This window comes from Mesorhizobium sp. WSM4844 (assembly GCF_055811775.1).
The window spans coordinates 42,502-67,338 of the sequence record NZ_JBVVQB010000018.1 but is presented as its reverse complement, the minus strand read 5'-3'; the positions used below and the strand labels follow the sequence as shown (position 1 = coordinate 67,338).

The window sequence follows — 24,837 nt, the reverse complement described above, 5'->3', positions numbered from 1 at the left end:
CCGGCCTTCCGTCTACGGGCGATCCAATCGGCTCGCGCCTGACCCAGCTTAAATCCGCAACAATCCAACATCCGGAGACGACTATGCCGCTTGAAGCCTCCCAGAAAATGCCCGTCACGGTTCTTACCGGCTACCTCGGCGCCGGCAAGACGACGCTGCTCAACCGCATCCTGTCCGAACAGCACGGCAAGCGTTACGCCGTAATCGTCAACGAGTTCGGCGAGATTGGCATCGACAACGACCTCATCGTCGATACCGACGAAGAAGTCTTCGAGATGAACAACGGCTGCATCTGCTGCACGGTGCGCGGCGACCTGATCCGGATCATTGAGAGCTTGATGCGGCGCAGGGACCGTTTCGACGCCATCCTGATCGAGACGACCGGCCTTGCCGATCCCGCCCTCGTCGCCCAGACCTTCTTCGTCGACGACGATGTCAGGCAGAAGACGACACTCGACGCGATCATCACCGTCGCCGATGCCAAGCATCTCCTCGGCGAACTGGATCATGCGCATGAGGCGCAGGAGCAACTCGCCTTCGCCGATATCGTCATACTGAACAAGACCGACCCGGTGGCGCCGGCCGAACTCAAGGCAGTGGAGGCGCGCATCCGCAGGATCAACCCGACGGCTGCGATCAAGCATTCCATACGTTGCAACGTTCCACTCGACGAGGTTCTGGATCGCGGCGCGTTCGATTTGAACCGTGTCCTCGAAGTCGAGCCGGACTTTCTCGACGCGGGCCACGACCATGTGCATGACGATCACGTCACCAGCTTCTCTCTCGTCACCGAAGCTTCGATCGATCCGCGCAAGTTCTTGCCGTGGATCCAGATGATCACACAGAAATTCGGCATCGACATGTTGCGCATGAAAGGCATCCTGGCGTTCAAGGGCGATGAGCACCGCTTTGTCGTTCAGGCCGTCCACATGCTGCTCGAAGGCGACCACCAGCGCCCCTGGAAAGCGGGGGAGAAGCGCGTCAGCCGCCTGGTATTTATCGGCCGCAACCTGCCCAAAGGCCTGATTGAAGACGGCTTCCTCAAATGCCGCGCCGAAATGGACACGCTCGTGGCGCTGAATGCATAGGGGCAAGGCCGACGGCAGCGCGCCTTTTTCGCATTTGTCTGGCCGAGCGCTTTCGTCTTCGGGACGGGATTGTATATGAACCGTCTCGCGAACCCACTCGCCCCCCGCGGGTTTGCCGTTCCGGAGAAGACCAGCCAGATCAAGCTCTGGGTTCGCAGGGCTTGCGGGCTCGATGACGATGTCGTCGTGTCCGTCACGGAGCTGGCATGCCGCAAAAATGGCTGTCCCGACATCGAAACGGTGATCGGCATAATGCGTCCCGGCGAGAAAATCGAAATGATCCGGGTCAACAAGGCAATCGCCGATGTGACCTCGCACGATCTGCCGCGAGGGTGAATGGATCGGGATATGCGCAGGGTGTTCGGCCTCTCGGCCGAACCTGCGGCGCTTACCGAGTGTCACCGGGCTGTGGCCGGATCCGGAACCATCGACGAGCCAATGCTCGCCGCATCTTCGGCCGCGCAACTGCTGGCGCTCGACTTTGCCCAACGCGACTACAAGGGCCAACTCGACAACAGGGGAATGACGGCCGGCGTCAGCGGCTGGTCGTCTCCTTAACCACATGACGAATGCGGCGTAGCTCGCGGCTTTTCGCTGGTTTATGACAATGATCTGTGGTTGTAGCGCGTGGCGGTCGGGCAAAAAAATGCTCCGCTTTGCGTCTGTTTGCCCGGCTTTTCAGCCTATCTGAGGGAGTAATCGATAAAATGGCGAATGAAAACTGGCCCGTTTACGGTGAGATCACCGGCCCTGTCGTGATGATCGGCTTCGGCTCGATCGGACGGGGAACGTTGCCGCTGATCGAGCGCCATTTCAAGTTCGACAAGTCGCGCATGACAGTCATCGACCCACGCGATACCGATCGCAAGCTGCTCGACGAGCGCGATATCACCTTCATGCAGGATGCGGTGACCAGCAAGAACTACAAGAAGCTTTTGACGCCGCTGCTGACCAAAGGCGGTGGCCAGGGCTTTTGCGTCAACCTGTCGGTCGACACCGGCTCCGTGGATTTGATGCGGCTCTGTCGCAAGCTGGGTGTGCTTTACATCGACACCGTCGTCGAGCCATGGCTCGGCTTCTATTTCGACACCAAGGCCGACACTGGCAGCCGCACCAATTATGCGCTGCGCGAATCCATGATCGAAGAAAAGCGCGCGCACCCCGGCGGGGCGACCGCAATCTCCACCTGCGGCGCCAACCCAGGCATGGTCTCGTGGTTCGTCAAGCAGGCGCTGGTCAACCTCGCCACCGATCTTGGCCTCCAATTCTCCGAGCCCGCGCAGCACGATCGCGATGCTTGGGCCAGGCTGATGAAGAAGGCCGGCGTCAAGGGTATCCACATCGCCGAGCGCGACACACAGCGCACCAAGAAGCCGAAGCCGATGAACGTGTTCTGGAATACCTGGTCGGTCGAAGGCTTCATCTCGGAAGGGCTTCAACCGGCCGAGCTCGGCTGGGGCACGCATGAGACGTGGATCCCGAAGAACGGCAAGAAGCACAAGCATGGCTCGAAGGCCGCAATCTATCTGGAGCAGCCGGGCGCCAACACGCGTGTGCGCAGCTGGTGCCCGACGCCGGGCCCGCAATATGGCTTCCTGGTGACGCACAACGAGTCGATCTCGATCGCCGACTTCTTCACCCTGCGCGGCAAGAAGGGCAAGGTCCAATATCGTCCGACCTGCCACTACGCCTACCATCCCTGCAATGACGCCGTGCTGTCGCTGCACGAAATGTTCGGCGCTGCCGGCAAGGCACAACCGGTGCATCACGTGCTCGATGAAAACGAACTGGTCGACGGTGTCGACGAACTCGGCGTGCTGCTCTACGGCCACGACAAGAACGCCTATTGGTACGGCTCGCAGCTGTCGCTGGCGGAGGCGCGCAAGCTGGCGCCTTATCAAAACGCCACGGGCATGCAGGTCACGTCGGCAGTGCTGGCGGGCATGGTCTGGGCGCTGGAAAATCCCGAGGCCGGCATCGTCGAGGCGGACGAGATGGACTACAGGCGCTGCCTGGAAGTGCAGTCGCCCTATCTCGGGCCGATCAAGGGCTATTACACCGACTGGACGCCGCTCGACAACCGCCCTGGGCTGTTCCCGGAAGACCTCGACAAAAACGACCCATGGCAATTCCGCAACATCCTCGTTCGATAGTTCAACATCCTCGTTCGAAAGCAATGTCTCACTGCCTTGCAATCGTCTGGAAATCGGGCGATTGAAAGAAGGCGGCCTGGAGCGACGTGCATCCATTTGGACGCACAAAGTACGCTCTGGCGGTTCGAGTGTACGCATCGTGCTTTCCGAAAAATCGCATCGATTTTCGGGCCAATGCGAGAGGAGAGGATCTTGATGATGACGATTGCGCGCAAATTGCTTTCGGCCGGCGTTGTCGCGGCCGCTGCCGCCTTGGCGGCGTGCACCACCGCCGGCCCGGGCGGGCCGCCATCGGCCACGCGGAGTCCGGTCGAAGGCTCATGGATCGACGCGCAGGGCACGGGCCTGTCGACCTTCGCCGGCGGCAGCTTCAAGACCGTCGCCACCGACACCGGCCAGAAGCTTGCCGACGGCAGCTACGCCATGACCGGCGGCACCTCGGTCCAAATCCAGGGCACTTCGCTGATCCGCCAGACGCCGATCAGCTTCAACTGCTTGTTGATCTCCACCTCGCAGCTTAACTGCACCAGCGTGAGCGGGCAGAACTTTGTGCTGACGCGACGCACCTGAGCCCATACTGAACTGCTTTCGCAAAGGACGGCGGCTTGAGGCCGCCGTCTTTTTGTGCCGGCAAAGCTGGGCCCGATTCCGCTTGCATCGGCTAAAACGCGATGTGAACATGGGCGAAAAGCCGGCTGTTATGTTCCAGTCGAGCGAGGGCGTTAAACAGGTCATCCGGGAGACGAAGATGAAGAAGATCGCCGCCATTGCCGCCCTGTCGGCGTCTACGCTTGTCCTGTCGACCGGCATGTCCTTTGCCGACTACACTCTGAACATCCTGCACATCAACGACTGGCACAGCCGCATCGAAAGCAACAACAAATATGAATCGACCTGCTCGGCCGAAGAGGAGACCAAGGGCGAGTGCACTGGCGGCGCGGCGCGGCTGATCACGGCGATCGCCCAGCAGCGCAAGAAGCTGGAAGGCCAGAACGTGCTGCTGCTCAGCGCTGGCGATAATTTCCAGGGTTCGCTGTTCTACACGACCTACAAGGGCAAGACCGAAGGCGAATTCCTCAACCAGATGAAATTCGACGCCTTGGCGGTCGGCAATCACGAGTTCGACGACGGCGAGGCGGCGCTGGCGCCGTTCCTGGATATGATCAAGTTTCCGGTGCTCGGCGCCAATGTGAAGGCCAACGCGCAATCCAAGCTCGGTGACCGCGTGAAACCGTCTGTTGTGATCGAGGTCGGCGGCCAGAAGATCGGCGTCGTCGGCGCGGTCACCAACGACACGCCGGAACTCGCTTCGCCAGGCCCCAACGTCACGATCGAGGACGACGTCAAGTTGATCACGTCAGAGATCGAGAGGCTGAAGGGAGAAGGCGTCAACAAGATCATCGCGGTCACCCATATTGGTTACAAGCGCGAGCGTGACGTCATCGCCAAGATCCCGGGTGTCGACGTGGTGGTTGGCGGCCACAGCCATTCGCTGCTGTCCAACACCGACCCCAAGGCTGAAGGCCCCTACCCGACGATGGTCGACAATCCGGACGGCTACAAGGTGCCGGTCGTCCAGGCGGCGTCCTATTCGAAATATCTCGGCGAGTTCAAGGTCGTGTTCGACGACAACGGTGTCGTCAAGCAGGCCAGCGGCGACCCGATCTACCTCGACAAATCGATCACGCCAGACCCCGCCGTGCTTGCCCGCATCAAGGAACTCGGCGCGCCGATCGAGGCGTTGAAGAACCAGGAGGTCGCCGAGACCACCAAGGCGATCGACGGCAGCCGTGAGAACTGCCGCACCCGCGAGTGCGAGATGGGCAATCTCGTCTCCGATGCCGTCCTCGACCGCGTCAAGGACCAGGGTGTCGAGATCGTCATCACGAATGGCGGCGGTCTGCGCGCTTCGATCGACCAGGGCACCGTCACCATGGGCGAGGTGCTGAACGTGCTGCCGTTCCAGAACACAGTGGCGACCTTCCAGATTTCCGGCAAGGATCTGGTTGCCGGGCTGGAGAACGGTCTCAGCCAGATCGAGGACGGCGCCGGCCGCTTCCCCCAGGTTGCCGGCCTGAAGTATTCATTCGACAAATCGGCCGCCGCGAATGCCGGGCGCGTCAAGTCGGTCGAGGTCATGCAAGGCGGCGGGTGGACGCCGATCAATCCGGACAAGGATTACCTGGTCGCCACCAACAACTATGTGCGCCAGGGTGGCGACGGCTACAAGGTGTTCGCCGACAAGGCCAGGAACGCCTACGATTACGGTCCGGGCCTCGAACAGGTGGTCGCCGATTATCTCGGCGCGCATCGGCCCTATACGCCGAAGCTCGAGGGCCGCATCACCGAAATCACGGCCGCCGCCGCGGCGGAACCGGCCCAGCAGCCGGCCCAGGAATCGGCCCAGGAATCGGCCCAGGAATCGGCGAAGCCGGCCGAGGCTCCCGCTCCGGCCGAGCCCGCAAAACCGGCAGAAACGGCTCCAGACGCAACTGCGGAGCCGGCAATGCCCGAACCGCCGGCCGGTTCGGACGATATTGCCACGACACCGCCAGCCGTGCCGACGGAACCCGCCCCGGCAGCGCCGGCACCTGCCGAGGCTGCGCCTGCCGAGCCGGCAAAGCCGGCCGAAAGCAGCCATGTGATCGTTGCCGGCGACACCTATTGGGATTTGGCGGAAAAGGCCTATGGCGATGGCGCCAGGTGGAAAACGATCTCCGACGCCAACCAGGACTACGAGCCGCGCCGGCTTCCCGTCGGCGCAACCTTGACCATCCCGGCCGCGAACTGAATTCTTCTGTCATTGTTGGAAAACCCGTCCGGCAAACCGGGCGGGTTTTTCTGCTTTCGCCTCTAATGCATGTCGCGCAAAAGTGTGCAGCGGTTTTGCGATAACGATATGCATAAAACAACAACCTAAAGCGCGTCGCGTGAGGCCGGTCAAATGCGACGCGCTTTAGGTTTAGATAAGGTGCGGCCAGACGCTGCATTGAAAACCGGCGCGGCATCGCTAGTTTCGCGCGGTGTCCGGAGATCCCTTATGACGCCTTCCAACCCTGCCGATCCCAAGGCCGCGACGGTCCTCGACCCGCTGCCGGCAGGACAGCCGCCGGTCGGGGCGGGCAGGATCGGCGTCATGCTGGTTAATCTCGGCACGCCCGACGGCACGGAATTCAAGCCGATGTGGCGCTATCTCAGGGAATTCCTGTCCGATCCGCGCGTCATCGAACTCAACAAGGCGATCTGGTACCCGATCCTCTACGGGCTGGTTCTCACCACACGGCCGAAGAAGTCGGGCGCCAACTATGCCAGGATCTGGAACCGGCAGCGTGACGAGTCGCCGCTGCGCACCTACACCCGCGCTCAGAGCGAAAAGCTGACCGAGGCGCTGCGCGACCTGCCCGGCGTCAGCGTCGACTGGGCAATGCGTTACGGCAATCCTTCGACCGAGAGCGTCGCCAACGGGCTGGTCGCGCAAGGCTGCGACCGCATTCTGACATTTCCGCTTTATCCGCAATATTCCGCGACCACGACCGCCACCGCCAACGACCAGTTGTTTCGCGCGCTGATGAAGATGCGCCGCGCCCCGGCGATCCGCAGCGTGCCGCCCTACTATGCCGAACCGGTCTATATCGAAGCGCTCGCCCGTTCGATTGAGCGCCATCTGGCGAGCCTCGATTTCGAGCCGGAAATGGTCATCGCCTCCTACCACGGCATTCCGAAACCCTATTCCGACAAGGGTGACCCCTATCAGGCCCATTGCCTGGAGACGACCCGGCTGCTGCGGGAAAAGCTCGGCTGGAATGAGAAGAAGCTGATCACCACGTTCCAGTCGCGCTTCGGCGCGCAGGAGTGGCTGCAGCCTTACACCGACAAGACGGTCGAGAAATTGCCCGGAGAAGGCGTGAGATCGATCGCCATCGTCAATCCGGGCTTTTCTGTCGACTGCATCGAGACGCTGGACGAGATCGGCAGGGAGGCGGCCGAGACCTTCCATCATGCCGGCGGCGAAAAGTTCGCGCATATTCCCTGCCTCAACGACAGTGCCGAGGGCATGGCGGTGATCGAGGCGATGGTGCGGCGCGAACTGTCGGGTTGGGTGTGAAGCCGATACAATCGAGCGCCGCTAACCGGCTTTCTATGCACCGGTTATCCACTATCACCTGATTGTAACGTTCCTGAAACACACTTAAGTGTTTGGTGAAGTCGGTCGCGTTGAAACATTTCCGTGACCGGCATCTGAGGGAGAGCCAAATGGATTTCAGTGGTTTCGATATCGCGCTTCTTGTTCTTGTCGCTCTTGTCGTGCTCGTGCTTTTCAAAGGCATCCGGACAATCCCGCAAGGCTACAATTACACCGTCGAACGCTTTGGCCGTTATACCAGGACATTGAGCCCCGGCCTCAACCTCATCGTGCCGTTCGTTGACCGCATCGGCTCCAAATTGAACATGATGGAGCAGGTGCTCGACGTCCCGACGCAGGAGATCATCACCCGCGACAACGCCACCGTCGCCGTCGACGGCGTCGCCTTCTACCAGGTGCTCAACGCGGCGCAGGCCGCCTACCAGGTCGCCGGTCTGGAGAACGCCATCCTCAACCTGACGATGACCAACATCCGTACCGTGATGGGGTCGATGGACCTCGACGAGCTTTTGTCGAACCGCGACGCCATCAACGAACGCCTGCTGCGCGTCGTCGACGAGGCGGCACATCCCTGGGGCATCAAGATTACCCGCGTCGAGATCAAGGACATCAATCCACCGGCCAATCTCGTCGAATCGATGGGTCGCCAGATGATGGCCGAGCGCAACAAGCGCGCGCAGATCCTCGACGCCGAAGGCCTCAAGCAGTCGCAGATCCTGGAAGCCGAGGGCCGCAAGGAAGCCGCCTTCCGCGACGCCGAGGCGCGCGAACGCTCGGCCGAGGCCGAGGCCCGCGCCACGCAGGTGGTGTCGGAAGCGATCGCCAAGGGCGACGTGCAGGCGCTCAACTACTTCGTTGCGCTGAAATACACCGAAGCACTGACCAGGATCGGCTCCGCCACAAACAGCAAGGTCGTGCTGATGCCTATGGAAGCTTCGTCATTGATCGGCACGCTCGGCGGCATCGGCGCGATCGCCAAGGAAGTTTTCGGCGCAGAGGGCACTGCCGGCACCACGCGGCAGGCTGCACGCCCGCCCGTGGTTCGTCCCAGCGAGACCTGAGGCCATGTTCGAACGCATCATTTCCGAACTCGGCCCCTGGGTTTGGATGGTTCTCGGCTTCGTCCTCCTGGTGATGGAGGTCATCGCACCGGGCATATTCATGCTGTGGATCGGCATCGCCGCTCTGCTGATCGGCGTGGTGTCCCTGCTCATCTGGGACGCGGACTTCTGGACCTGGCAGATCCAGGTTCTCGCCTTCCTGGCGATGTCGCTGGTTTCAACCTATGTCGGCAAGAGACTGGTGGGTGGGCGCGATGATGGCACCGATCAGCCACTGCTCAACCGCCGCGGCGCACAGATGATCGGCAGGATGGCCACCCTGGACGAGCCGATCAGGGACGGCCGCGGCCGCATAAAGCTGGGCGACACGCTATGGCGCATCTCCGGCCCGGACCTGCCGGCCGGCACGCAGGTGCGCGTGACGGGCGCGGCCGACGCCGATCTGGAACTGACGGTCGAGGCGGTCCTGGACTGATCCGACCATCTCGGCGGGCGACTTTTCAAACAGGCCTGAGGTCTGTCAGAGACTGTTTCGAAATTCGCTCTGGCGAGCTCAGGCAGCGCCTATGCGCAGCAGATCGTGCAGATGGACAAGTCCGACCGGCCGTCTGCCTTCGACAACCATCAGGCTGGAGATGGTCGAACTGTTGATCGTCTGCAGCGCGGTCGCCACCAGCGTATCCGGTCCGGCCGTCTTCGGCTCCTTGGTCATGACCTGATCGACGCTCATCGCCAGAAGATTGCTGCCGATGTGGCGCCTGATGTCGCCGTCGGTGATGATGCCGATCAGCGCACCATCCGCAGCGGTTATCGCCACACAGCCAAACCCCTTGCGCGACAATTCGAGGATCGCTTCTTGCATTCCAGTGCCGGAAGGCACCAGCGGCAGCCTGTCGCCGACATGCATGATCTCGCGGATCTGCGTCAGATTGGCGCCAAGTTGCCCACCGGGATGGAAGGTGCGGAAATGATCCGGCGTGAAGCCGCGCGCTTCGAGCAGCGCGATGGCCAGTGCATCGCCGATCACCAGTTGCAGCAGCGTCGATGTCGTCGGCGCTAGGCCGTGCGGGCAGGCTTCCGACGCACGCGGCAGCAAAAGCACCACATCGGCCGCCCGCGCCAGCGCCGATCGCTCTCCGGCAGTGACTGCGATCAGCGGAATCGAGAAGCGCCTGGAATAGGCGATGATGCCCTTGAGCTCGCGGCTCTCGCCCGACCACGATATGGCGATGATGGCGTCGTCCCTGGCGATCATGCCGAGATCGCCATGATTGGCTTCGGCAGAATGGACGAAGAAAGCCGGCGTGCCGGTCGAGGCGAGCGTCGCCGCGATCTTTGAGCCGATATGGCCGCTCTTGCCGACGCCGGTGACGATGACGCGGCCGGCGATATGCGACACCATATCGACGGCGCGCGCGAACGGTTCGGTCAACCCGTTCTCGAGCGCGGCCGCCAGCGCCGCGACACCGGCCTGCTCGGTCGCTACCGTTCTAAGCGCCGAGGCGATCGAAGCCTGCCCATTGAGCCGCTTCTTGTCTGGGGATCCCGCATGCATGGCTGATGCGATTAGCGCTTTGCTGCGCGCCTGTCCAACGGAATTGCCATCCGTTAGCCGTCAAGTGGGCTTTGATCGACCGCCGCCTCAACCCAACGTTAACCATCTCCGTTTACGGTTCGGTAAGTATGGCGCGCGTGCGCCGCGCAAGCAGTGGTAGCGATGTCCGGGGCCCCGCCTGAAAAGAAAAGAAGACGAAACGGCAAGGCGGTCTGCGCCTTGCTGCTGGCGACCAGCGTCTTCGCCTTGCTGCGGCCTGCGCAGCCCTATGCCCAGGTAACCGAGCTGCGCGGCGAGGTTTCGGAATCGGCGATTCTGGACGACCAGCAGCGCAAAACCAGGCAATTGAGCATCGCCCCGGATCAGACGGCGCAGGCCGGTGCAACCATCCAGAGCACTGCGCCGACGCCCACCTATCAGCCGGCCAGCCCGGGCGCCGTGCAGGACGACGACGCGGCACCCGCGACCGGCAGCATTTTTGATCCGCCGGAAGCAACCGACGATCCGTTTGCGGACGCACCGGTTCCCGTCCCGCCGCGCCGGCCATCGAGCGCAACCCAGAGCGCAGCCGATCAGGACGAAGCCGCCGAGACACAGGCCGCCACCGCGACGACGGCCCCGACGGATGACGAGGACACCGCCGAGACGGACCCAATCAATTCCCGTGCCGTGACCATCGATTCCGCCGACAGGCAGCAACTCGATCCGGGCGCCGAGCGCGCCGAAGCCATCGAAGGCCGGGACAGGAGGGCCGAGGACGACCCGTTCGCCGCCAGCGGCATCAAAGTCGGCTCCTTCGTGATCAGGCCGACGCTCGAGCAAGGCCTGAAGGCCTCATCGAATGCCGATTCAAGCAGCGAAGGCAAGCCGGCCCTGCTGTCGGAAACGACGCTGCGCTTCAACGCCATCTCAGACTGGCGGGAGAATTCGGCTATCGTCGACGGCTACGGCACCTTTCTCAAGACCCTATCGGGCGACGAGGTTGAGGAGGCGCGCGGCCGTGTCGAAGGCACGCTCAATGTCGACTTCGACAACGATCTGCGCGCTATCGCCAAGCTCGGTTACGAGGCGGCGCCGGAATCGGCTTCCTCGCCGGTCGTCATCGAAGGCACCGCCGAGCAGCCGGTGCGCCAGACCATTGATGGCAGCCTGGCGGTCGAGAAGGATGCCGGCAAGATGCGCTTCGCCCTGACCGGCGCAGTCGAACACGACATCTACGGCGACGCCAGGCTTTCGACGGGCGGAACGCTGTCGCAGAAAGACCGCGATTCGACGCTCTATACCGCCACCTTGCGCACCGGCTATGAGATTTCGCCCGCCATCATCCCTTTCACCGAGGTCGAAATCGGCCGCCGGGTCTATGATTTGCGCGTCGACAGCAATGGTTTCGAACGATCCTCGACGCGGCTTGGGGTTCGGGCCGGCGCCGAGCTCGACCTCGGCGAGAAGCTTGCCGGCGAGTTCTCGGCCGGCTGGCTGCGCGAGGCGATCGACGATGACCGCCTGCCGGCAATTTCGGGCGCCACGGTGAACGCCGACCTCAGATGGTCGCCGCAACGCGGCACCACGATCGGCCTCACCGGGCAGACGATCGTCGAGGGCATGACAACCGCCGACGAAAGCGGCACCATCCTTTACTCCGGCCGCCTCACCGCCGAGCGGGAAATCCGTGCCAACCTGGTCGGCAACGCAGCTCTCGGGGTAGACTGGCGCGACTACATCGGGTCGGACGGCCATGATCTGACGCTGAGCGCCGAGGTCGGACTGACATGGTGGCTGAACCGATATGCCGGACTGACCACCCGCGCCAGAACTGAAAAACAGACCAGCAACATCGAGGGCCGCGACTACACCGCCCACAGCATCTTTGTCGGGGTGACGCTGCAGCCTTAAACCAAGCCGCCGCGCACCCTCGGTTCAGGCCCGAGGGCATGCTTTTGCGCGCATGCATTAGCCCGGGGGTTAGAACGCCGCGCCCCGCTGCTCTGACGGTTTCATCTCGTCGAGAAGCTTGCTGATAACGCCTGCCATGCGTCCGTTCATGTCGCTGCGCCACAGCGCGAAGGCGACGTTGGCCTCGACAAAGCCTTCCGGCGATCCGCAATCGAAGGTGCGCCCCCGGTAGTGGCAGCCATAGAAGGGCTGCTGCTTCTCCAGCTTCAGCATCGCATCGGTGAGTTGTATCTCGTTGCCGGCGCCCTTCTCCTGGCCTTCGAGTATCCCAAATATCTCCGGCTGCAGGATGTAGCGCCCGTTGATGTATAGGTTGGAGGGTGCCGTGCCGGTCTTCGGCTTTTCCACCATGCCGGTAATGCGGAAACCGTGATGCGTATCCTCGCCGCGGCCGACGATACCGTATTTATGGGCGTCGGCGGGGTCGCATTCCTGAACCGCGACGATGTTGTTGCCGGTCTCGGCATAAAGCTCGACCATCTCCTTCATGCAGCTTTTTTCGGACTGCATGATCATATCGGGCAAAAGCAGCGCGAACGGCTCGTCGCCGACCAGCTCGCGGGCACACCAGACGGCATGGCCAAGGCCAAGCGGCACCTGCTGACGGGTGAAGCTGGTCTGCCCTGGCGAAGGTTGCAGCCGCTGCAGGCGGGCGAGCTCGTCGTCCTTGCCGCGTTGGGCGAGCGTGTCATAGAGTTCGAACTGAACGTCGAAATGGTCCTCGATGACCGCCTTGTTGCGTCCGGTCACGAAGATGAAATGCTCGATGCCGGCTTCGCGTGCCTCGTCGACCACATACTGGATGACTGGCCTGTCGACGACGGTCAGCATTTCCTTGGGTATGGCCTTGGTGGCCGGGAGAAAACGCGTGCCGAGGCCAGCGACCGGGAAAACTGCCTTGCGAACTCTCTTCATGCTATCAAATATCCGCTTCTAAGGCTGTTCGGCAATCCCGCTTCAAGACATTTTCGTGCCGGAATCTGGGATTATGGAACGGCTGGTCAGAAAAATCTGTAGTCCGTAAAGCACCAACCCGCCTTTTCGTTCCCAACGGCACCTATGGTAAACTAAATGCTAACCGGGTTCGGCGATGAATGATCTTCCTGTGATGAAGAAGGAGGAAAAGATGTCCGTTCGCGACGCCGCAAAGCGCTTCACCAGCATCGTTGCGGCCGCCAGTCTGTCGCTTGCCTTGCTGATGCCCACCGGATCGGCTTTTGCCGACGCCGGTTTTCGGCAATGGGTGGCGAGCTTCCGCGCCACCGCGGTGCGGAGCGGCGTTTCCGGCGCCGTTTACGACCGCGCATTCGAGGGCATCAGCGATGCCGACCCGGTCGTGCTGGAAAAAGCGCGTTATCAACCCGAATTCACCGCGCCCGCCTGGGACTATTTCGACAACCGCGTCCATGACCAGTCGGTCGCTGTTGGCAAGCAGATGGCCAGGAAGTGGAAGCCGTGGCTGGACAGGATCGAGGCAAGATACGGCGTCGACCGTCACATCCTGCTGGCGATCTGGTCGATGGAATCGAACTACGGCGAAATCCTCAAGCGCGACGATGTCATGCGCAATGTCGTGCGTTCGCTGGCCACGCTTGGCTATGCCGATTCGAGACGATCGAAATTCGCCCGCACGCAGTTGATCGCGGCGCTGAAGATCCTGCAAAGGGGCGACATCGATAAAAGCCACCTCAGTGGCTCATGGGCCGGCGCCATGGGCCATACCCAGTTCATTCCCACCAGCTACCAGGCCTATGCGGTCGACATGGACGGCGACGGCAAGCGCGACATCTGGAATTCGATTCCCGATGCATTGGCAACGGCCGCCAATCTGCTCAGGAAGAACGGCTGGCAGGCCGGCAAGACCTGGGGCTATGAAGTCAGCCTTCCCGACGGAAAGAAGTTCCCGGCCGGATCGAAGTCGTTGTCGCAATGGCAAGCGCTGGGTGTCACGCGTGCCAACGGCAAGCCGTTCAAGAGTGGGGAGAAGGCCACGCTGAAGGTGCCAGGCGGCCGCGGCGGCCCGGCTTTCCTGATGGTCAAGAATTTTTCGGTCATCAAGCGTTACAACAATGCCGACAAATATGCGGTTGCCGTTGGCCTTCTTGCCGACGAAATCGCCGGTTATGGTGGGCTTGTGCAGGACTGGAAGCGGCCTTTCACGAAGCTCTCCTTCGAGGAGAGGCAGGAGCTTCAGCAACGGCTTTCCCAGTACGGCTACTATGACGGCAAGTTCGACGGCAAGATCGGCGAGGGATCGAAAGCCGCCATCATGGCCTTCCAGGCGAAGGCTGGCTTGACCCAGGACGGACATCCGAGCATGGAAGTGCTCAAATGGCTCAGGCAGAACTAGCCTCGCATAGGGCAGACCTGGAGCATCGGACCCAAACCGGTTTTGAGGAAATCCGATGCTCAACTTAAGGTAGAGCGGCGGCACGGTTGTATCAGAGTCCGGCGCTCTTAAGGGATGGAGACGGTAATTGGTTTCGGCTGCGCGTATCCGTGCGATCCTTCGTCGCGTGCCGATCGTGATTCTGGCTATTGCCGTCCTGGCCGTCGGCACTGCCGCCGTCTTTCACACGCCGGCCGTGGCGCAGGAAGAACAAAGGCGTGGCTGGTCGCTGCGCGACTTGTTGTTTCTGCGCCGAAGCGAGCGGGTGGAACCGCCGCGACTGATTGAGCCGCGACGGATTCAGAGGATCGGGCCACGCAAGCCAAAAGTCAGAAAGTCGCGTGCCGCGCCGCGCCGGCCGGCTGAGCCGGCAGCCCCCTTTGTCGAGAAGGCGCCGGATGCCCGCACCGTTCTGGTGGTCGGCGATTTCATGGCGACCGGCCTCGCCGAAGGTCTCGACACCGCCTTTGCCGAAAACAACAAGGTCAGGATCGTCGTTCGCAGCAATGGTTCGTCCGGTTTCGTGCGTGACGATTTCTACAACTGGCCCGAACAGATCAAGTCGCTGATCGAGGCCGAAAAACCGGCGGCCGTGATCGTCATGCTGGGTTCCAACGATCGGCAGCAGATGCGCGTGAACGGTGAACGCGAACAGCCACGGTCCGAAGCGTGGACCAAGGAATACGAACGCCGTACCGAAGCGTTCGGCAGGGCCATCGCATCGGCCAAGGTGCCGTATCTGTGGGTCGGCATGCCGGCCTTCAAGGCGCCGAAGATGACCTCCGACATGCTGGCTTTCAACGACATCTACCGCTCGACGGCCGAGAGCCATGGCGGCGAATTCGTCGACATCTGGGACGGTTTCGTCGACGAGGAAGGCGCCTTTGTCACCAGCGGGCCTGATATCAACGGCCAGCCGGTGCGCCTGCGCACCGACGACGGCATCCGTGTGTCGAAAGCCGGCAAACGCAAGCTCGCCTTCTATGCCGAAAAACCCTTGCTGAAGATCCTTGGAATGACCTCGCCTCCGGGCACACTGGCAGCTTATGCGCCAGCCGGCGCTCCGGTCGGGGCGCCGACACCGACACCCATGCCCGTCGATCGCACCGTGCCGATGCTGCTCAGCGATCCGGCACTCGACGGCGGTACGGAACTTCTCGGCGCCGCAGCGCCGGCAAAGGCGGACGGGCCTGGCGAAAAACTCTTCGTCGAGGGCAAGGTATCAGCTGCTTCGCCCGGACGCGCGGACGATTTTTCCTGGCCGCCAAGGAAGCAGCCTGCGGCGGCGGCCGTGCCCGAAACGACCACGGCGGTCACTCCGTAAGTAAACTGCTCCGGGCACCGGCCTACGCCGGCCGTAGCTTTAACTGCCACGACCGCTCGCAAGTGCTTCGGCCGGCGAAGGCCGGAAGCGCAGAAAAGCCTCAAACGGTCTCAGCGCGGCAGCACGCTCGATCCCATCAGCGCCTCGTCGATCGAACGCGCTGCCTGACGGCCCTCGCGGATCGCCCAGACGACCAGCGATTGACCGCGGCGCACATCGCCCGCCGCATAGAGCTTTTCGACGCTGGTCTTATAGTCGCGATCATTGGCCTCGACGTTGTTCGAGCGGCGGCTGTCGATGGCGATCTTCATCTGGCCAGCCAGTTCCGACACCGGCCCGACGGCGGCCGGCCCGGCAAAGCCGATAGCGATGAAGGCGAGATCCGCGCGGATGACGAATTCCGTGCCGGCGATCGGCTTGCGCTTTTCATCGACCTCGCAGCATTTGACGCCGGTCAACGCGCCGTCCTCGCCGATGAATTCGAGCGTCGCCACCTGGAACTCGCGCTCGGCCCCTTCCGCCTGCGAGGACGAGGTGCGCATCTTCGTCGCCCAGTAGGGCCAGACCGAAAGCTTGTCTTCCTTTTCCGGCGGCTGCGGCCGGATGTCGAGCTGGGTGACGCGCACGGCGCCCTGGCGGAAGGCGGTGCCGACGCAGTCGGACGCGGTGTCGCCGCCGCCGACGACGACGACATGCTGGCCGCCGGCGACGATCGGCGGCGACGGCCACGCCACCGACTGGATCGGCTCGCCACCGATGCGCTTGTTCTGCTGCACCAGGTAAGGCATCGCGTCATGCACGCCGTCGAGATCGTCGCCGGGAATGTTGGCCGGGCGCGGCGTTTCCGAACCGCCGCAATAGAGCACCGCATCATATTCGGCGAGCAGCTCCGCCACCGGCTTGTCGACGCCGACATTGATCCCGCAATGAAAACTCACGCCCTCGCCTTGCATCTGCTCGATGCGCCGGTCGATGTAGTGCTTCTCGATCTTGAAGTCGGGGATGCCGTAGCGCATCAGCCCGCCCGGCCGGCTCTCGCGCTCGTAGACGTGAACGTCGTGGCCGGCGCGGCCAAGCTGCTGGGCGGCCGCCATGCCGGCCGGCCCCGAGCCAATGATTGCGACGCGCCTGCCGGTCTTCCTTTCCGGCGGATAGGGCCGGATATGACCGGTTTCATATGCCTTGTCGGCGATCGCCTGCTCGATCGTCTTGATGGCGACCGGAATGTCCTCGAGGTTCAGCGTGCAGGCTTCCTCGCAAGGTGCCGGACAGATGCGGCCGGTGAATTCCGGGAAATTATTGGTCGAATGCAGGTTGCGGATCGCATTGTCCCAGTCGCCATTGTAGACGAGGTCGTTCCAGTCCGGGATCTGGTTGTGGACCGGGCAGCCGGTCGGCCCGTGACAGTACGGAATGCCGCAATCCATGCAGCGCGCGGCCTGTTTCTCGACCTCCTTGTCCGACATCGGCAGCGTGAACTCGCGAAAATGCCGGATGCGGTCGGAAGCCGGCTGGTACTTGTGCACCTGCCGGTCGATCTCGAGAAACCCTGTTACCTTGCCCATAGTCCAGTCCCTGCTGTCCAGATGGCGCGCTCGACGACGCACCCGTTAACCTCATAAGGCAGCCATGGCAACCTTCAGTCCGAGGCCAGGATTGTTGATGAAGGCGTCGCCCGGGAAGCTTGGCTTCCCGGCAACTCCCAAAGCCTATTCCGCCGCAACGCCCATGCGCATGCGTTCCATTTCGATCAGCGCACGGCGGTATTCGACCGGCATGATCTTCCGGAATTTCGGCCGGAAAGTCGCCCAGTTGTCGAGGATTTCGCGGCCACGCACCGAACCCGTGTAATGGACGTGGTTCGAGATCAGCTGATAGAGCCGCTCCTCATCATGGCTGGTCATGTCGCCGGACACGTCGACGCGGCCTTTGTGGTCGAGATCGCCGCCATGATGGAGCAGTTTCTCCATCAGGTCGTCTTCTTCGGGAACGGGTTCCAGTTCGACCATCGCCATGTTGCAGCGCTCGGCGAAATCACCCACCTCATCGAGCACATAGGCGACGCCGCCCGACATGCCGGCGGCAAAGTTGCGGCCGGTCTGCCCGATGACGACGACAATGCCGCCAGTCATGTATTCGCAGCCATGGTCGCCAACACCTTCGACGACGGCGGCCACGCCCGAATTGCGAACCGCAAAACGCTCGCCGGCGACGCCGCAGAAATAGGCCTCGCCCTCGGTCGCACCGTAGAGCACCGTGTTGCCGACGATGATCGACTCGGCGGCGACGATCTTCGTGTTCTCCGGCGGGCGGATGACGATGCGGCCGCCCGACAGGCCCTTGCCGACGTAGTCATTGGCCGCACCGACCAGCTCGAACGAAACCCCACGCGCCAGGAAGGCGCCGAAGGACTGGCCGGCGGTTCCGGTGAGTTTTACCGAGATCGTGTCCTCGCGCAGGCCCTTGTGCTTGAAGCGCTTTGCCACTTCGCCCGACAACATGGCACCGGTCGAACGGTCGACATTGCGGATCGGCAGCTCGATGCTGACCGGCTGCCTGGCGTCCAGCGCCGGCTTGGCCAACTCGATCAGCTTGCGGTCGAGCACGTCGTCGATCGGATGCTTCTGCCGCTCGGTCCAGTGCACCGCCTCATGCGGGGCATCCGGCTTGAAGAACATCTTGCTGAAATCAAGCCCGCGCGCCTTCCAGTGCTGGATTAGCACCCGCTTCTCCAGGAGTTCGGTGTCGCCGATGATCTGGTCGAGATGGGTGTAGCCCATCTCGGCGAGCAGCGCCCGCACCTCTTCCGCCACATAGAAGAAGAAGTTGATGACATGTTCCGGCGTGCCCTTGAAGCGCTTGCGCAACACCGGATCCTGCGTCGCGACGCCGACCGGGCAGGTGTTGAGATGGCACTTGCGCATCATGATGCAGCCGGCCGCGATCAGCGGCGCGGTCGAGAAGCCGAATTCGTCGGCGCCAAGCAGCGCGCCGATGACGACGTCGCGGCCGGTGCGCAGGCCGCCATCGACCTGCAGCGCGACGCGCGACCTGAGGCCGTTGAGCACCAGCGTCTGGTGCGTCTCGGCAAGGCCCATTTCCCACGGGCTGCCGGCGTGCTTGAGCGAGGTCAGCGGCGATGCGCCGGTACCGCCGTCATAGCCGGAAATGGTGATGTGATCGGCGCGCGCCTTGGCGACGCCGGCCGCAACCGTGCCGACACCGACTTCCGAAACCAGCTTGACCGAGACATCAGCCGCCGGATTGACGTTCTTGAGGTCGTAGATGAGCTGCGCCAGATCCTCGATCGAGTAGATGTCGTGATGCGGCGGCGGCGAGATCAGGCCGACGCCGGGCGTCGAATGCCTGACCTTGGCAATGGTGGCATCGACCTTGTGACCGGGCAGCTGACCGCCCTCGCCAGGCTTCGCGCCTTGCGCCACCTTGATCTGCATCACATCGGAGTTCACCAGATACTCCGCCGTCACGCCGAAACGCCCGGAAGCGACCTGCTTGATCGCCGAACGCTCGGGGTTCTTGCCGCCGTCCGGCAGCGGCAGGTAACGGTCGGCCTCTTCGCCGCCCTCGCCGGTGTTCGACTTGCCGCCGATCGTGTTCATGGCGCGCGCCAGCGTGGTGTGCGCTTCCCTGGAGATCGAGCCGAAGGACATCGCACCGGTCGAGAACCGCTTGACGATATCGGCAGCCGACATGACCTCGTCGAGCGCGACCTTCTTGCGCCCGGTTTCTTCGGCCAGCCTGATCTTGAACAGGCCGCGAATGCTCTGCGCCCGCGCCGTCTCGCTGTCGATCTGAGCGGAATAGTCCTTGAACGTCTGCCATGATCCCTGGCGCACGGCGTGCTGCAGGGTGGCCACCGCATCGGGCGACCAGATATGCGCTTCGCCGCGCATGCGGAACATGTATTCGCCGCCGACCTCGAGGCTGTTGCGCAGCACCGGGTCGTTGCCGAAGCCGTCGGCGTGGCGGCTGACCGTCTCGGCCGCGATCTCTTCCAGCCCGACGCCTTCGATCAGCGTCGCGGTGCCGGTGAAATATTTTTGCACGAAATCGGTCTTCAGCCCGATGGCGTCGAAGATCTGCGCGCCGCAATAGGACTGGTAGGTCGAGATGCCCATCTTCGACATCACCTTGAGAATGCCCTTGCCGATTGACTTGATGTAGCGGGAGACGACCTCATTGGCGTCGACTTCGGCCGGCAGCTCGCCGCGCTTGTGCATGTCGAGCAGCGTGTCGAAGGCGAGATAGGGATTGATCGCCTCGGCGCCATAGCCCGCAAGGCAGCAGAAATGATGCACCTCGCGCGGTTCGCCGGACTCGACCACCAGCCCCACCGACGTGCGCAATCCCTTGCGGATCAAATGATGGTGGACCGCCGCCGTCGCCAGCAATGCCGGGATGGCGATGCGGTCCGGCCCGAGCTGACGGTCGGACAGGATGATGATGTTGTAGCCGCCGGCGACCGCCGCCTCGGCGCGCTCGCACAGCCGGTCGATGGCGCCCTGCATGCCGGCCGCGCCTTCGTTCGAAGCATAGGTGATGTCGATCGTCTTGGTGTCGAAACGGTCCTCGGTATGACCGATGGAGCGGATCTTCTCAAGATCGCCATTGGTCAGGATCGGCTGGCGCACTTCGAGCCGCTTGCGACGCGAATTGCCGACGAGGTCGAAGATGTTAGGCCTCGGCCCGATGAACGACACCAGGCTCATCACCAGTTCCTCGCGGATCGGGTCGATCGGCGGGTTGGTGACCTGGGCGAAGTTCTGCTTGAAATAGGTGTAGAGCAGCTTCGATCTGTCCGACATCGCCGAAATCGGCGTGTCGGTGCCCATCGAGCCGACCGCTTCCTGGCCGGTGGTCGCCATCGGCGACATCAGCAGCTTGGTGTCTTCCTGGGTAAAGCCGAACGCCTGCTGACGATCGAGCAGGCTGACGTCCCTGCGCAGCGCCCGCGGCTCGACCGGCTTCAGGTCTTCGAGGATGAGCTGGGTGTTGGCGAGCCAGCTCTTGTAGGGATGCCTGGTCGCGATCTCCGACTTGATCTCCTCGTCGGAAACGATGCGGCCCTTCTCCAGGTCGATCAGCAGCATGCGGCCGGGCTGCAGCCGCCACTTCTTGACGATTCTTTCCTCCGGCACCGGCAGCACGCCGGCTTCCGAGGCCATGATGACGCGATCGTCGTCAGTAACGATGTAGCGCGCCGGGCGCAGCCCGTTGCGGTCGAGCGTGGCGCCGATCTGGCGGCCGTCGGTGAAGGCCACCGCCGCCGGCCCGTCCCACGGCTCCATCAGGGCGGCGTGGTATTCATAAAAGGCCTTGCGATCTTGATCCATCAGCTTGTTGCCGGCCCAGGCCTCAGGGATCAGCATCATCATTGCGTGAGCGAGCGAGTAGCCGCCCTGCGTCAGGAATTCGAGCGCATTGTCGAAACAGGCGGTGTCCGACTGCCCCTCATAGGAGATCGGCCACAGCTTGGAGATGTCGTTGCCGAACAGTTCGGAATCGACCGAGGCCTGCCGCGCCGCCATCCAGTTGACGTTGCCGCGCAGCGTGTTGATCTCGCCATTGTGGGCGACCATGCGATAGGGATGCGCCAGCTTCCACGACGGGAAGGTGTTGGTCGAGAAACGCTGGTGGACGAGGATCAGCGCCGTCTCGAAACGCGGATCGGTCAGATCCTTGTAATAGGCGCCGACCTGATAGGCCAGGAACATGCCCTTGTAGACGATGGTCCGCGATGACATCGACACGACGTAGAAGCCATTGTCGACGCCCTTGGTCTCTTCATGGATACGACCGGAAATGACCTTGCGCAGGATGTAGAGCCGCCGTTCGTAATCGTCGTCGCTCTCGATCTCGGCGCCGCGACCCAGAAATACCTGCCGCTGGACCGGTTCGGAAGCAGCGATATCAGGCGCCTTTGACAGCGATGAATTGTCGACCGGCACGTCGCGAAAGCCGAGCAGCGGCTGGCCTTCGAGCTGCGCGACTTCGGCGATGATGCCTTCGATATGCGCCTGAAGCTCAGGATCGCGCGGCATGAACACATGGCCGACGGCGTAATGGCCGGGCTTGGGCAGTTCGACGCCCTGGCTGGCCATCTCCTCGCGGAAGAAGCGGTCGGGAAGCTGCACCAGAACGCCGGCGCCGTCGCCCATCAGCGGGTCGGCGCCAACGGCGCCGCGATGCGTCAGATTTTCGAGCACCGCCAGGCCGTCCGTGACGATCTGATGCGACTTCACGCCCTTCATATTGACGATGAAGCCGACGCCGCAGGCATCGTGCTCGTTGCGCGGATCGTAAAGGCCGTGGGCGGCGAACCCGGTAGGGGTCCGCCCGATCCTGGTCAGGCCAGTGGCGATGGACGGATTTTTGACGGCTGGCGCTTTCGTCTGCGCGGCCGGGCCGTTCGTCGCAGATGGCGTCACTTCCGTCATCGTCCTGTCCTCCATGCCAGCCCTTCGGGCGCTGGTTTCCGTTGGGAAGCGCATGAGCTTCCCTCTCATCCTTGCGGCACGTCTTGCGAAATCCCGTCTTGCGAAGTCCTTGCCGAACCAGGCGGCCTGGTTCGCATCCGGCAATCGTACAGGCCAGAGCCGGGCTGTCTACCTGTCGCTCGCGGCAACGGCCGGAGAGGCCCAATGATACGCCAATCCAGCCTGTTTTGTGCGACAAAATAAGACAGCACTACTGTCCTAAATTTTTATGACAGAAATTGCGGATGCGCACAAGACCGATTCACAACAATTGTGGGCATCCAGAGACAGAAAATTACGCGCCACCCCGTCAAAACGCAACCTTCAGTCGTCCGCCTTAATGCATGCCGCGCAAAAGTGTGCAGCGGTTTTGCGATAACGACTTGCGATAACGACATGCATGAAAACAAAAACCTAAAGCGCGTCGCATGAGGCCGGCCGAACGCGACGCGCTTTAGGTCCCCGGCCTCTCGCTGGCTTTACCGCTTTTCCGGCGCTTGGCACTTGCGAGCGGCATGCGAAAGCGGCCAAGGTCGCCTTGATTTTCCCAGCACAGGCAAACGCATGAATTTCGCTTCCGACAATTGGGCAGGCGCCCATCCCAGCATCGCCGCGGGCCTGTCGGCCCGTGCCGGCGGCTTTTCCGCCGCCTATGGCGACGGCGCCCTCGACGACGCCGCATACCAGCGCTTCAACGAAATCTTCGGGCGCGAGGTCGCGGTGTTTTTCGTGGCCACCGGCACCGCCGCCAATTCCCTGTCGCTGACCGCCTACAACAAATCGGGCGGCATTTCCTTCTGCCATCGAGAGTCGCATGTCATCGAGGATGAATGCGGCGCCCCGGAATACTTTACCGGCGGCTCACGGCTCCATCCCGTCGACGGCGCGCTGGGCAAGATCGATCCGAATAAGCTGGACAGGGCGGTCGACCGGTTCGCGGCTGAAATCGTCCATTCCGGGCGCCCGATGGCGGTGTCGATCACCCAGTCGACCGAGGTCGGCACCATCTACACACTGAACGAAATTGCCAGGATTTCGGCGATCGCCAAGCATCACAAACTGCCGCTGCACATGGATGGCGCCCGCTTCGCCAATGCGCTGGTCGCGCTCGAAACAACACCGGCGCAGATGACCTGGAAGGGCGGCGTCGACATCCTCTCTTTCGGCGGCACCAAGAACGGCTGCTGGTGCGCCGAGGCTATCGTGCTGTTCGACCTCGACCGCGCCAGGGAACTGGCCTTCCTGCGCAAGCGCGCGGCGCAATTGTTCTCGAAATCGCGCTTCATCGCAGCGCAGTTCGAAGCCTATTTCAAGGACGACCTGTGGCTCGACACGGCCCGGCATGCCAACGCCATGGCAGCACGCCTCGCAGCACTGATCGAGGATTCCGCGTCGGCGCGTCTGGCCTGGCTGCCGCAAGCCAACGAAGTGTTCGCGGTGATGAAAAAGGCCAAGGCTGAACGGGTGCATTTGGCCGGTGCCGCCTTCTACGACTGGCACAAGCCGCACGACTTTGACGGCCATATCGGCGAGGACGAAGCGCTCTATCGTTTCGTCACCAGCTTTGCGACCACGGAAGAAGAGGTCGACCGCTTTGGCGAGCTAATTGCTGGATAGCGGCACCTATCCAAAAAAAAGGGCGGCGCAGGCGCCGCCCTTCGTCCCTTAGGTCGTCTTTGTGACGCAGCTTACGCGGTGGTCTTGGCCTCGATCTGCTTGGCCTTCGCCGAAGACGCGGTGATCGCGATCTTGCGCGGCTTCAGTTCCTCGGGAATATTGCGCTTGAGGTCGACGAAGAGCAGGCCGTTCTTCAGCGAGGCGCCGACGACATCAACATGGTCGGCAAGCTGGAAGCGGCGCTCAAAGGCCCTGCTGGCGATACCGCGATAGAGCAGTTCGGAGCCTTCGCCATTAGCCTCCTTGCGCTCACCCTTGACAGTCAGAACGTTGCGGTGAGCCTCGATCGAGAGCTCATCGTCCGAGAAGCCGGCGACCGCCATCGAGATGCGATAGGAATCCTCACCGGTGCGCTCGATGTTGTAGGGCGGATAGGTCTGCGCACCTTCGGGCTGCGCAAGCGAATCGAGCATGGTGAACAGCCGGTCGAAACCGACGGTCGAACGATAGAGCGGGGAAAAATCAACGTGACGCATAGTGTGTTCTCCTGTTGAGCAACAAGGTTTGCGTATGGCCGGTGCGAAACCCGTGACGGCGTTCCGGATAGGCCAGCGGCCCCGACATTGGCGGCCGCAGCAAACATTTGGGGAGAACGAGAAGGCATTTCAAGATTCTGCCGCCTCGATGAACGGCAGATGAACCGCGGCTTCGGCGGACGTTCAGCTAAGTCGCGCTAATTTGCTTCCAGGATCAAGGAACAGGCGGCAGTTACAGCGTCGCGCGTCCTCCCGGACATGCAAAAGGAAGCTGTAACACTTTGATTGCGCATGATTCACGGCGAAATCGGCTGCGGTTTTCGCGGTTATGCGCGAGATGCCGCAACGGGGCCGACCGGGTGTAACGTCCCTTCCTCCCGGATCGACGGGGGGCCGGAAGCACGCCGCAAGCTGCTTTCGGCCTCACTCGCCGGCTGGCTCGTTCAGCCTTCCAACGCGTCCGGAATTCCTTTGCTTTTGCTGCCCTTTGCTTTTGCTGCATGGGGCGTCTATGCCTACC

Annotated in this window: 18 protein-coding genes; 13 read left to right on the top strand and 5 right to left on the bottom strand. The window is 62.5% G+C overall.

Annotated features, from left to right (window positions below):
* Positions 1-83: 83 nt before the first annotated feature.
* From AC0L2A_RS16560 to AC0L2A_RS16520, 9 genes are all read left to right on the top strand, one after another.
* The gene (locus AC0L2A_RS16560; RefSeq protein ID WP_473609678.1) at positions 84-1,088 is read left to right on the top strand and encodes a CobW family GTP-binding protein; all 1,005 of its coding nucleotides are present in this window, start codon (positions 84-86) and stop codon (positions 1,086-1,088) included.
* Between the two features lie 75 nt (positions 1,089-1,163).
* Complete coding sequence (locus AC0L2A_RS16555) at positions 1,164-1,424, top strand: nitrate reductase (protein WP_473609676.1); 261 nt, start codon at positions 1,164-1,166, stop codon at positions 1,422-1,424.
* A 12-nt stretch (positions 1,425-1,436) separates the two neighbouring features.
* The gene (locus tag AC0L2A_RS16550) at positions 1,437-1,646 is read left to right on the top strand and encodes a hypothetical protein (RefSeq protein ID WP_473609675.1); all 210 of its coding nucleotides are present in this window, start codon (positions 1,437-1,439) and stop codon (positions 1,644-1,646) included.
* Between the two features lie 149 nt (positions 1,647-1,795).
* Positions 1,796-3,241: a homospermidine synthase gene (locus AC0L2A_RS16545; protein ID WP_473609674.1), complete on the top strand. Its 1,446-nt coding sequence runs from the start codon at positions 1,796-1,798 to the stop codon at positions 3,239-3,241.
* A gap of 198 nt (positions 3,242-3,439) precedes the next feature.
* Complete coding sequence (omp10, locus tag AC0L2A_RS16540; protein ID WP_023798063.1) at positions 3,440-3,811, top strand: outer membrane lipoprotein Omp10; 372 nt, start codon at positions 3,440-3,442, stop codon at positions 3,809-3,811.
* 178 nt (positions 3,812-3,989) lie between these two features.
* Entirely contained in the window at positions 3,990-6,032 is a 2,043-nt protein-coding gene (locus tag AC0L2A_RS16535; RefSeq protein WP_473609672.1) for a 5'-nucleotidase C-terminal domain-containing protein, read from the top strand.
* Between the two features lie 249 nt (positions 6,033-6,281).
* On the top strand, positions 6,282-7,346 hold the full coding sequence (gene hemH, locus AC0L2A_RS16530; RefSeq protein ID WP_473609671.1) for a ferrochelatase: 1,065 nt from the start codon (positions 6,282-6,284) through the stop codon (positions 7,344-7,346).
* 149 nt (positions 7,347-7,495) lie between these two features.
* The gene (locus tag AC0L2A_RS16525) at positions 7,496-8,446 is read left to right on the top strand and encodes an SPFH domain-containing protein (RefSeq protein ID WP_473491101.1); all 951 of its coding nucleotides are present in this window, start codon (positions 7,496-7,498) and stop codon (positions 8,444-8,446) included.
* 4 nt (positions 8,447-8,450) lie between these two features.
* Positions 8,451-8,921: an NfeD family protein gene (locus tag AC0L2A_RS16520; protein ID WP_023798067.1), complete on the top strand. Its 471-nt coding sequence runs from the start codon at positions 8,451-8,453 to the stop codon at positions 8,919-8,921.
* A 78-nt stretch (positions 8,922-8,999) separates the two neighbouring features.
* Here AC0L2A_RS16520 and AC0L2A_RS16515 read toward each other — a convergent pair whose 3' ends face one another.
* On the bottom strand, positions 9,000-10,001 hold the full coding sequence (locus AC0L2A_RS16515; RefSeq protein WP_473609670.1) for a KpsF/GutQ family sugar-phosphate isomerase: 1,002 nt from the start codon (positions 9,999-10,001) through the stop codon (positions 9,000-9,002).
* A 162-nt stretch (positions 10,002-10,163) separates the two neighbouring features.
* On the opposite strand from AC0L2A_RS16515, the gene AC0L2A_RS16510 reads away from it, so the two are divergent.
* Complete coding sequence (locus AC0L2A_RS16510; RefSeq protein WP_473609668.1) at positions 10,164-11,894, top strand: outer membrane beta-barrel protein; 1,731 nt, start codon at positions 10,164-10,166, stop codon at positions 11,892-11,894.
* 69 nt (positions 11,895-11,963) lie between these two features.
* On the opposite strand, the gene galU is transcribed toward AC0L2A_RS16510, so the two are convergent.
* Positions 11,964-12,869, bottom strand: a complete 906-nt coding sequence (gene galU / locus AC0L2A_RS16505) for a UTP--glucose-1-phosphate uridylyltransferase GalU (protein WP_473609667.1) — start codon at positions 12,867-12,869, stop codon at positions 11,964-11,966.
* A 211-nt stretch (positions 12,870-13,080) separates the two neighbouring features.
* Here galU and AC0L2A_RS16500 point away from each other — a divergent pair, with 211 nt between their 5' ends.
* A complete protein-coding gene (locus AC0L2A_RS16500) occupies positions 13,081-14,304 on the top strand; it encodes a lytic murein transglycosylase (RefSeq protein WP_091594951.1) in 1,224 nt (407 codons plus the stop codon).
* A gap of 127 nt (positions 14,305-14,431) precedes the next feature.
* The gene (locus AC0L2A_RS16495; RefSeq protein WP_473609665.1) at positions 14,432-15,667 is read left to right on the top strand and encodes an SGNH/GDSL hydrolase family protein; all 1,236 of its coding nucleotides are present in this window, start codon (positions 14,432-14,434) and stop codon (positions 15,665-15,667) included.
* Between the two features lie 110 nt (positions 15,668-15,777).
* Here the strand turns inward: AC0L2A_RS16495 and AC0L2A_RS16490 are convergent, their stop codons facing one another.
* Positions 15,778-17,232 (bottom strand): glutamate synthase subunit beta, encoded by a 1,455-nt coding sequence (locus tag AC0L2A_RS16490; RefSeq protein ID WP_023798073.1) that lies wholly within the window; start codon positions 17,230-17,232, stop codon positions 15,778-15,780.
* 144 nt (positions 17,233-17,376) lie between these two features.
* Positions 17,377-22,125 carry a glutamate synthase large subunit gene (gltB, locus tag AC0L2A_RS16485; RefSeq protein ID WP_473609664.1) on the bottom strand — a complete coding sequence of 1,583 codons (4,749 nt, stop codon included), beginning with the start codon at positions 22,123-22,125 and terminating at the stop codon, positions 17,377-17,379.
* 603 nt (positions 22,126-22,728) lie between these two features.
* On the opposite strand from gltB, the gene AC0L2A_RS16480 reads away from it, so the two are divergent.
* Positions 22,729-23,781 (top strand): threonine aldolase family protein, encoded by a 1,053-nt coding sequence (locus tag AC0L2A_RS16480; RefSeq protein ID WP_473609663.1) that lies wholly within the window; start codon positions 22,729-22,731, stop codon positions 23,779-23,781.
* A 71-nt stretch (positions 23,782-23,852) separates the two neighbouring features.
* Here AC0L2A_RS16480 and AC0L2A_RS16475 read toward each other — a convergent pair whose 3' ends face one another.
* Positions 23,853-24,317 carry an Hsp20 family protein gene (locus tag AC0L2A_RS16475; RefSeq protein WP_473609661.1) on the bottom strand — a complete coding sequence of 155 codons (465 nt, stop codon included), beginning with the start codon at positions 24,315-24,317 and terminating at the stop codon, positions 23,853-23,855.
* Between the last annotated feature and the right edge of the window lie 520 nt (positions 24,318-24,837).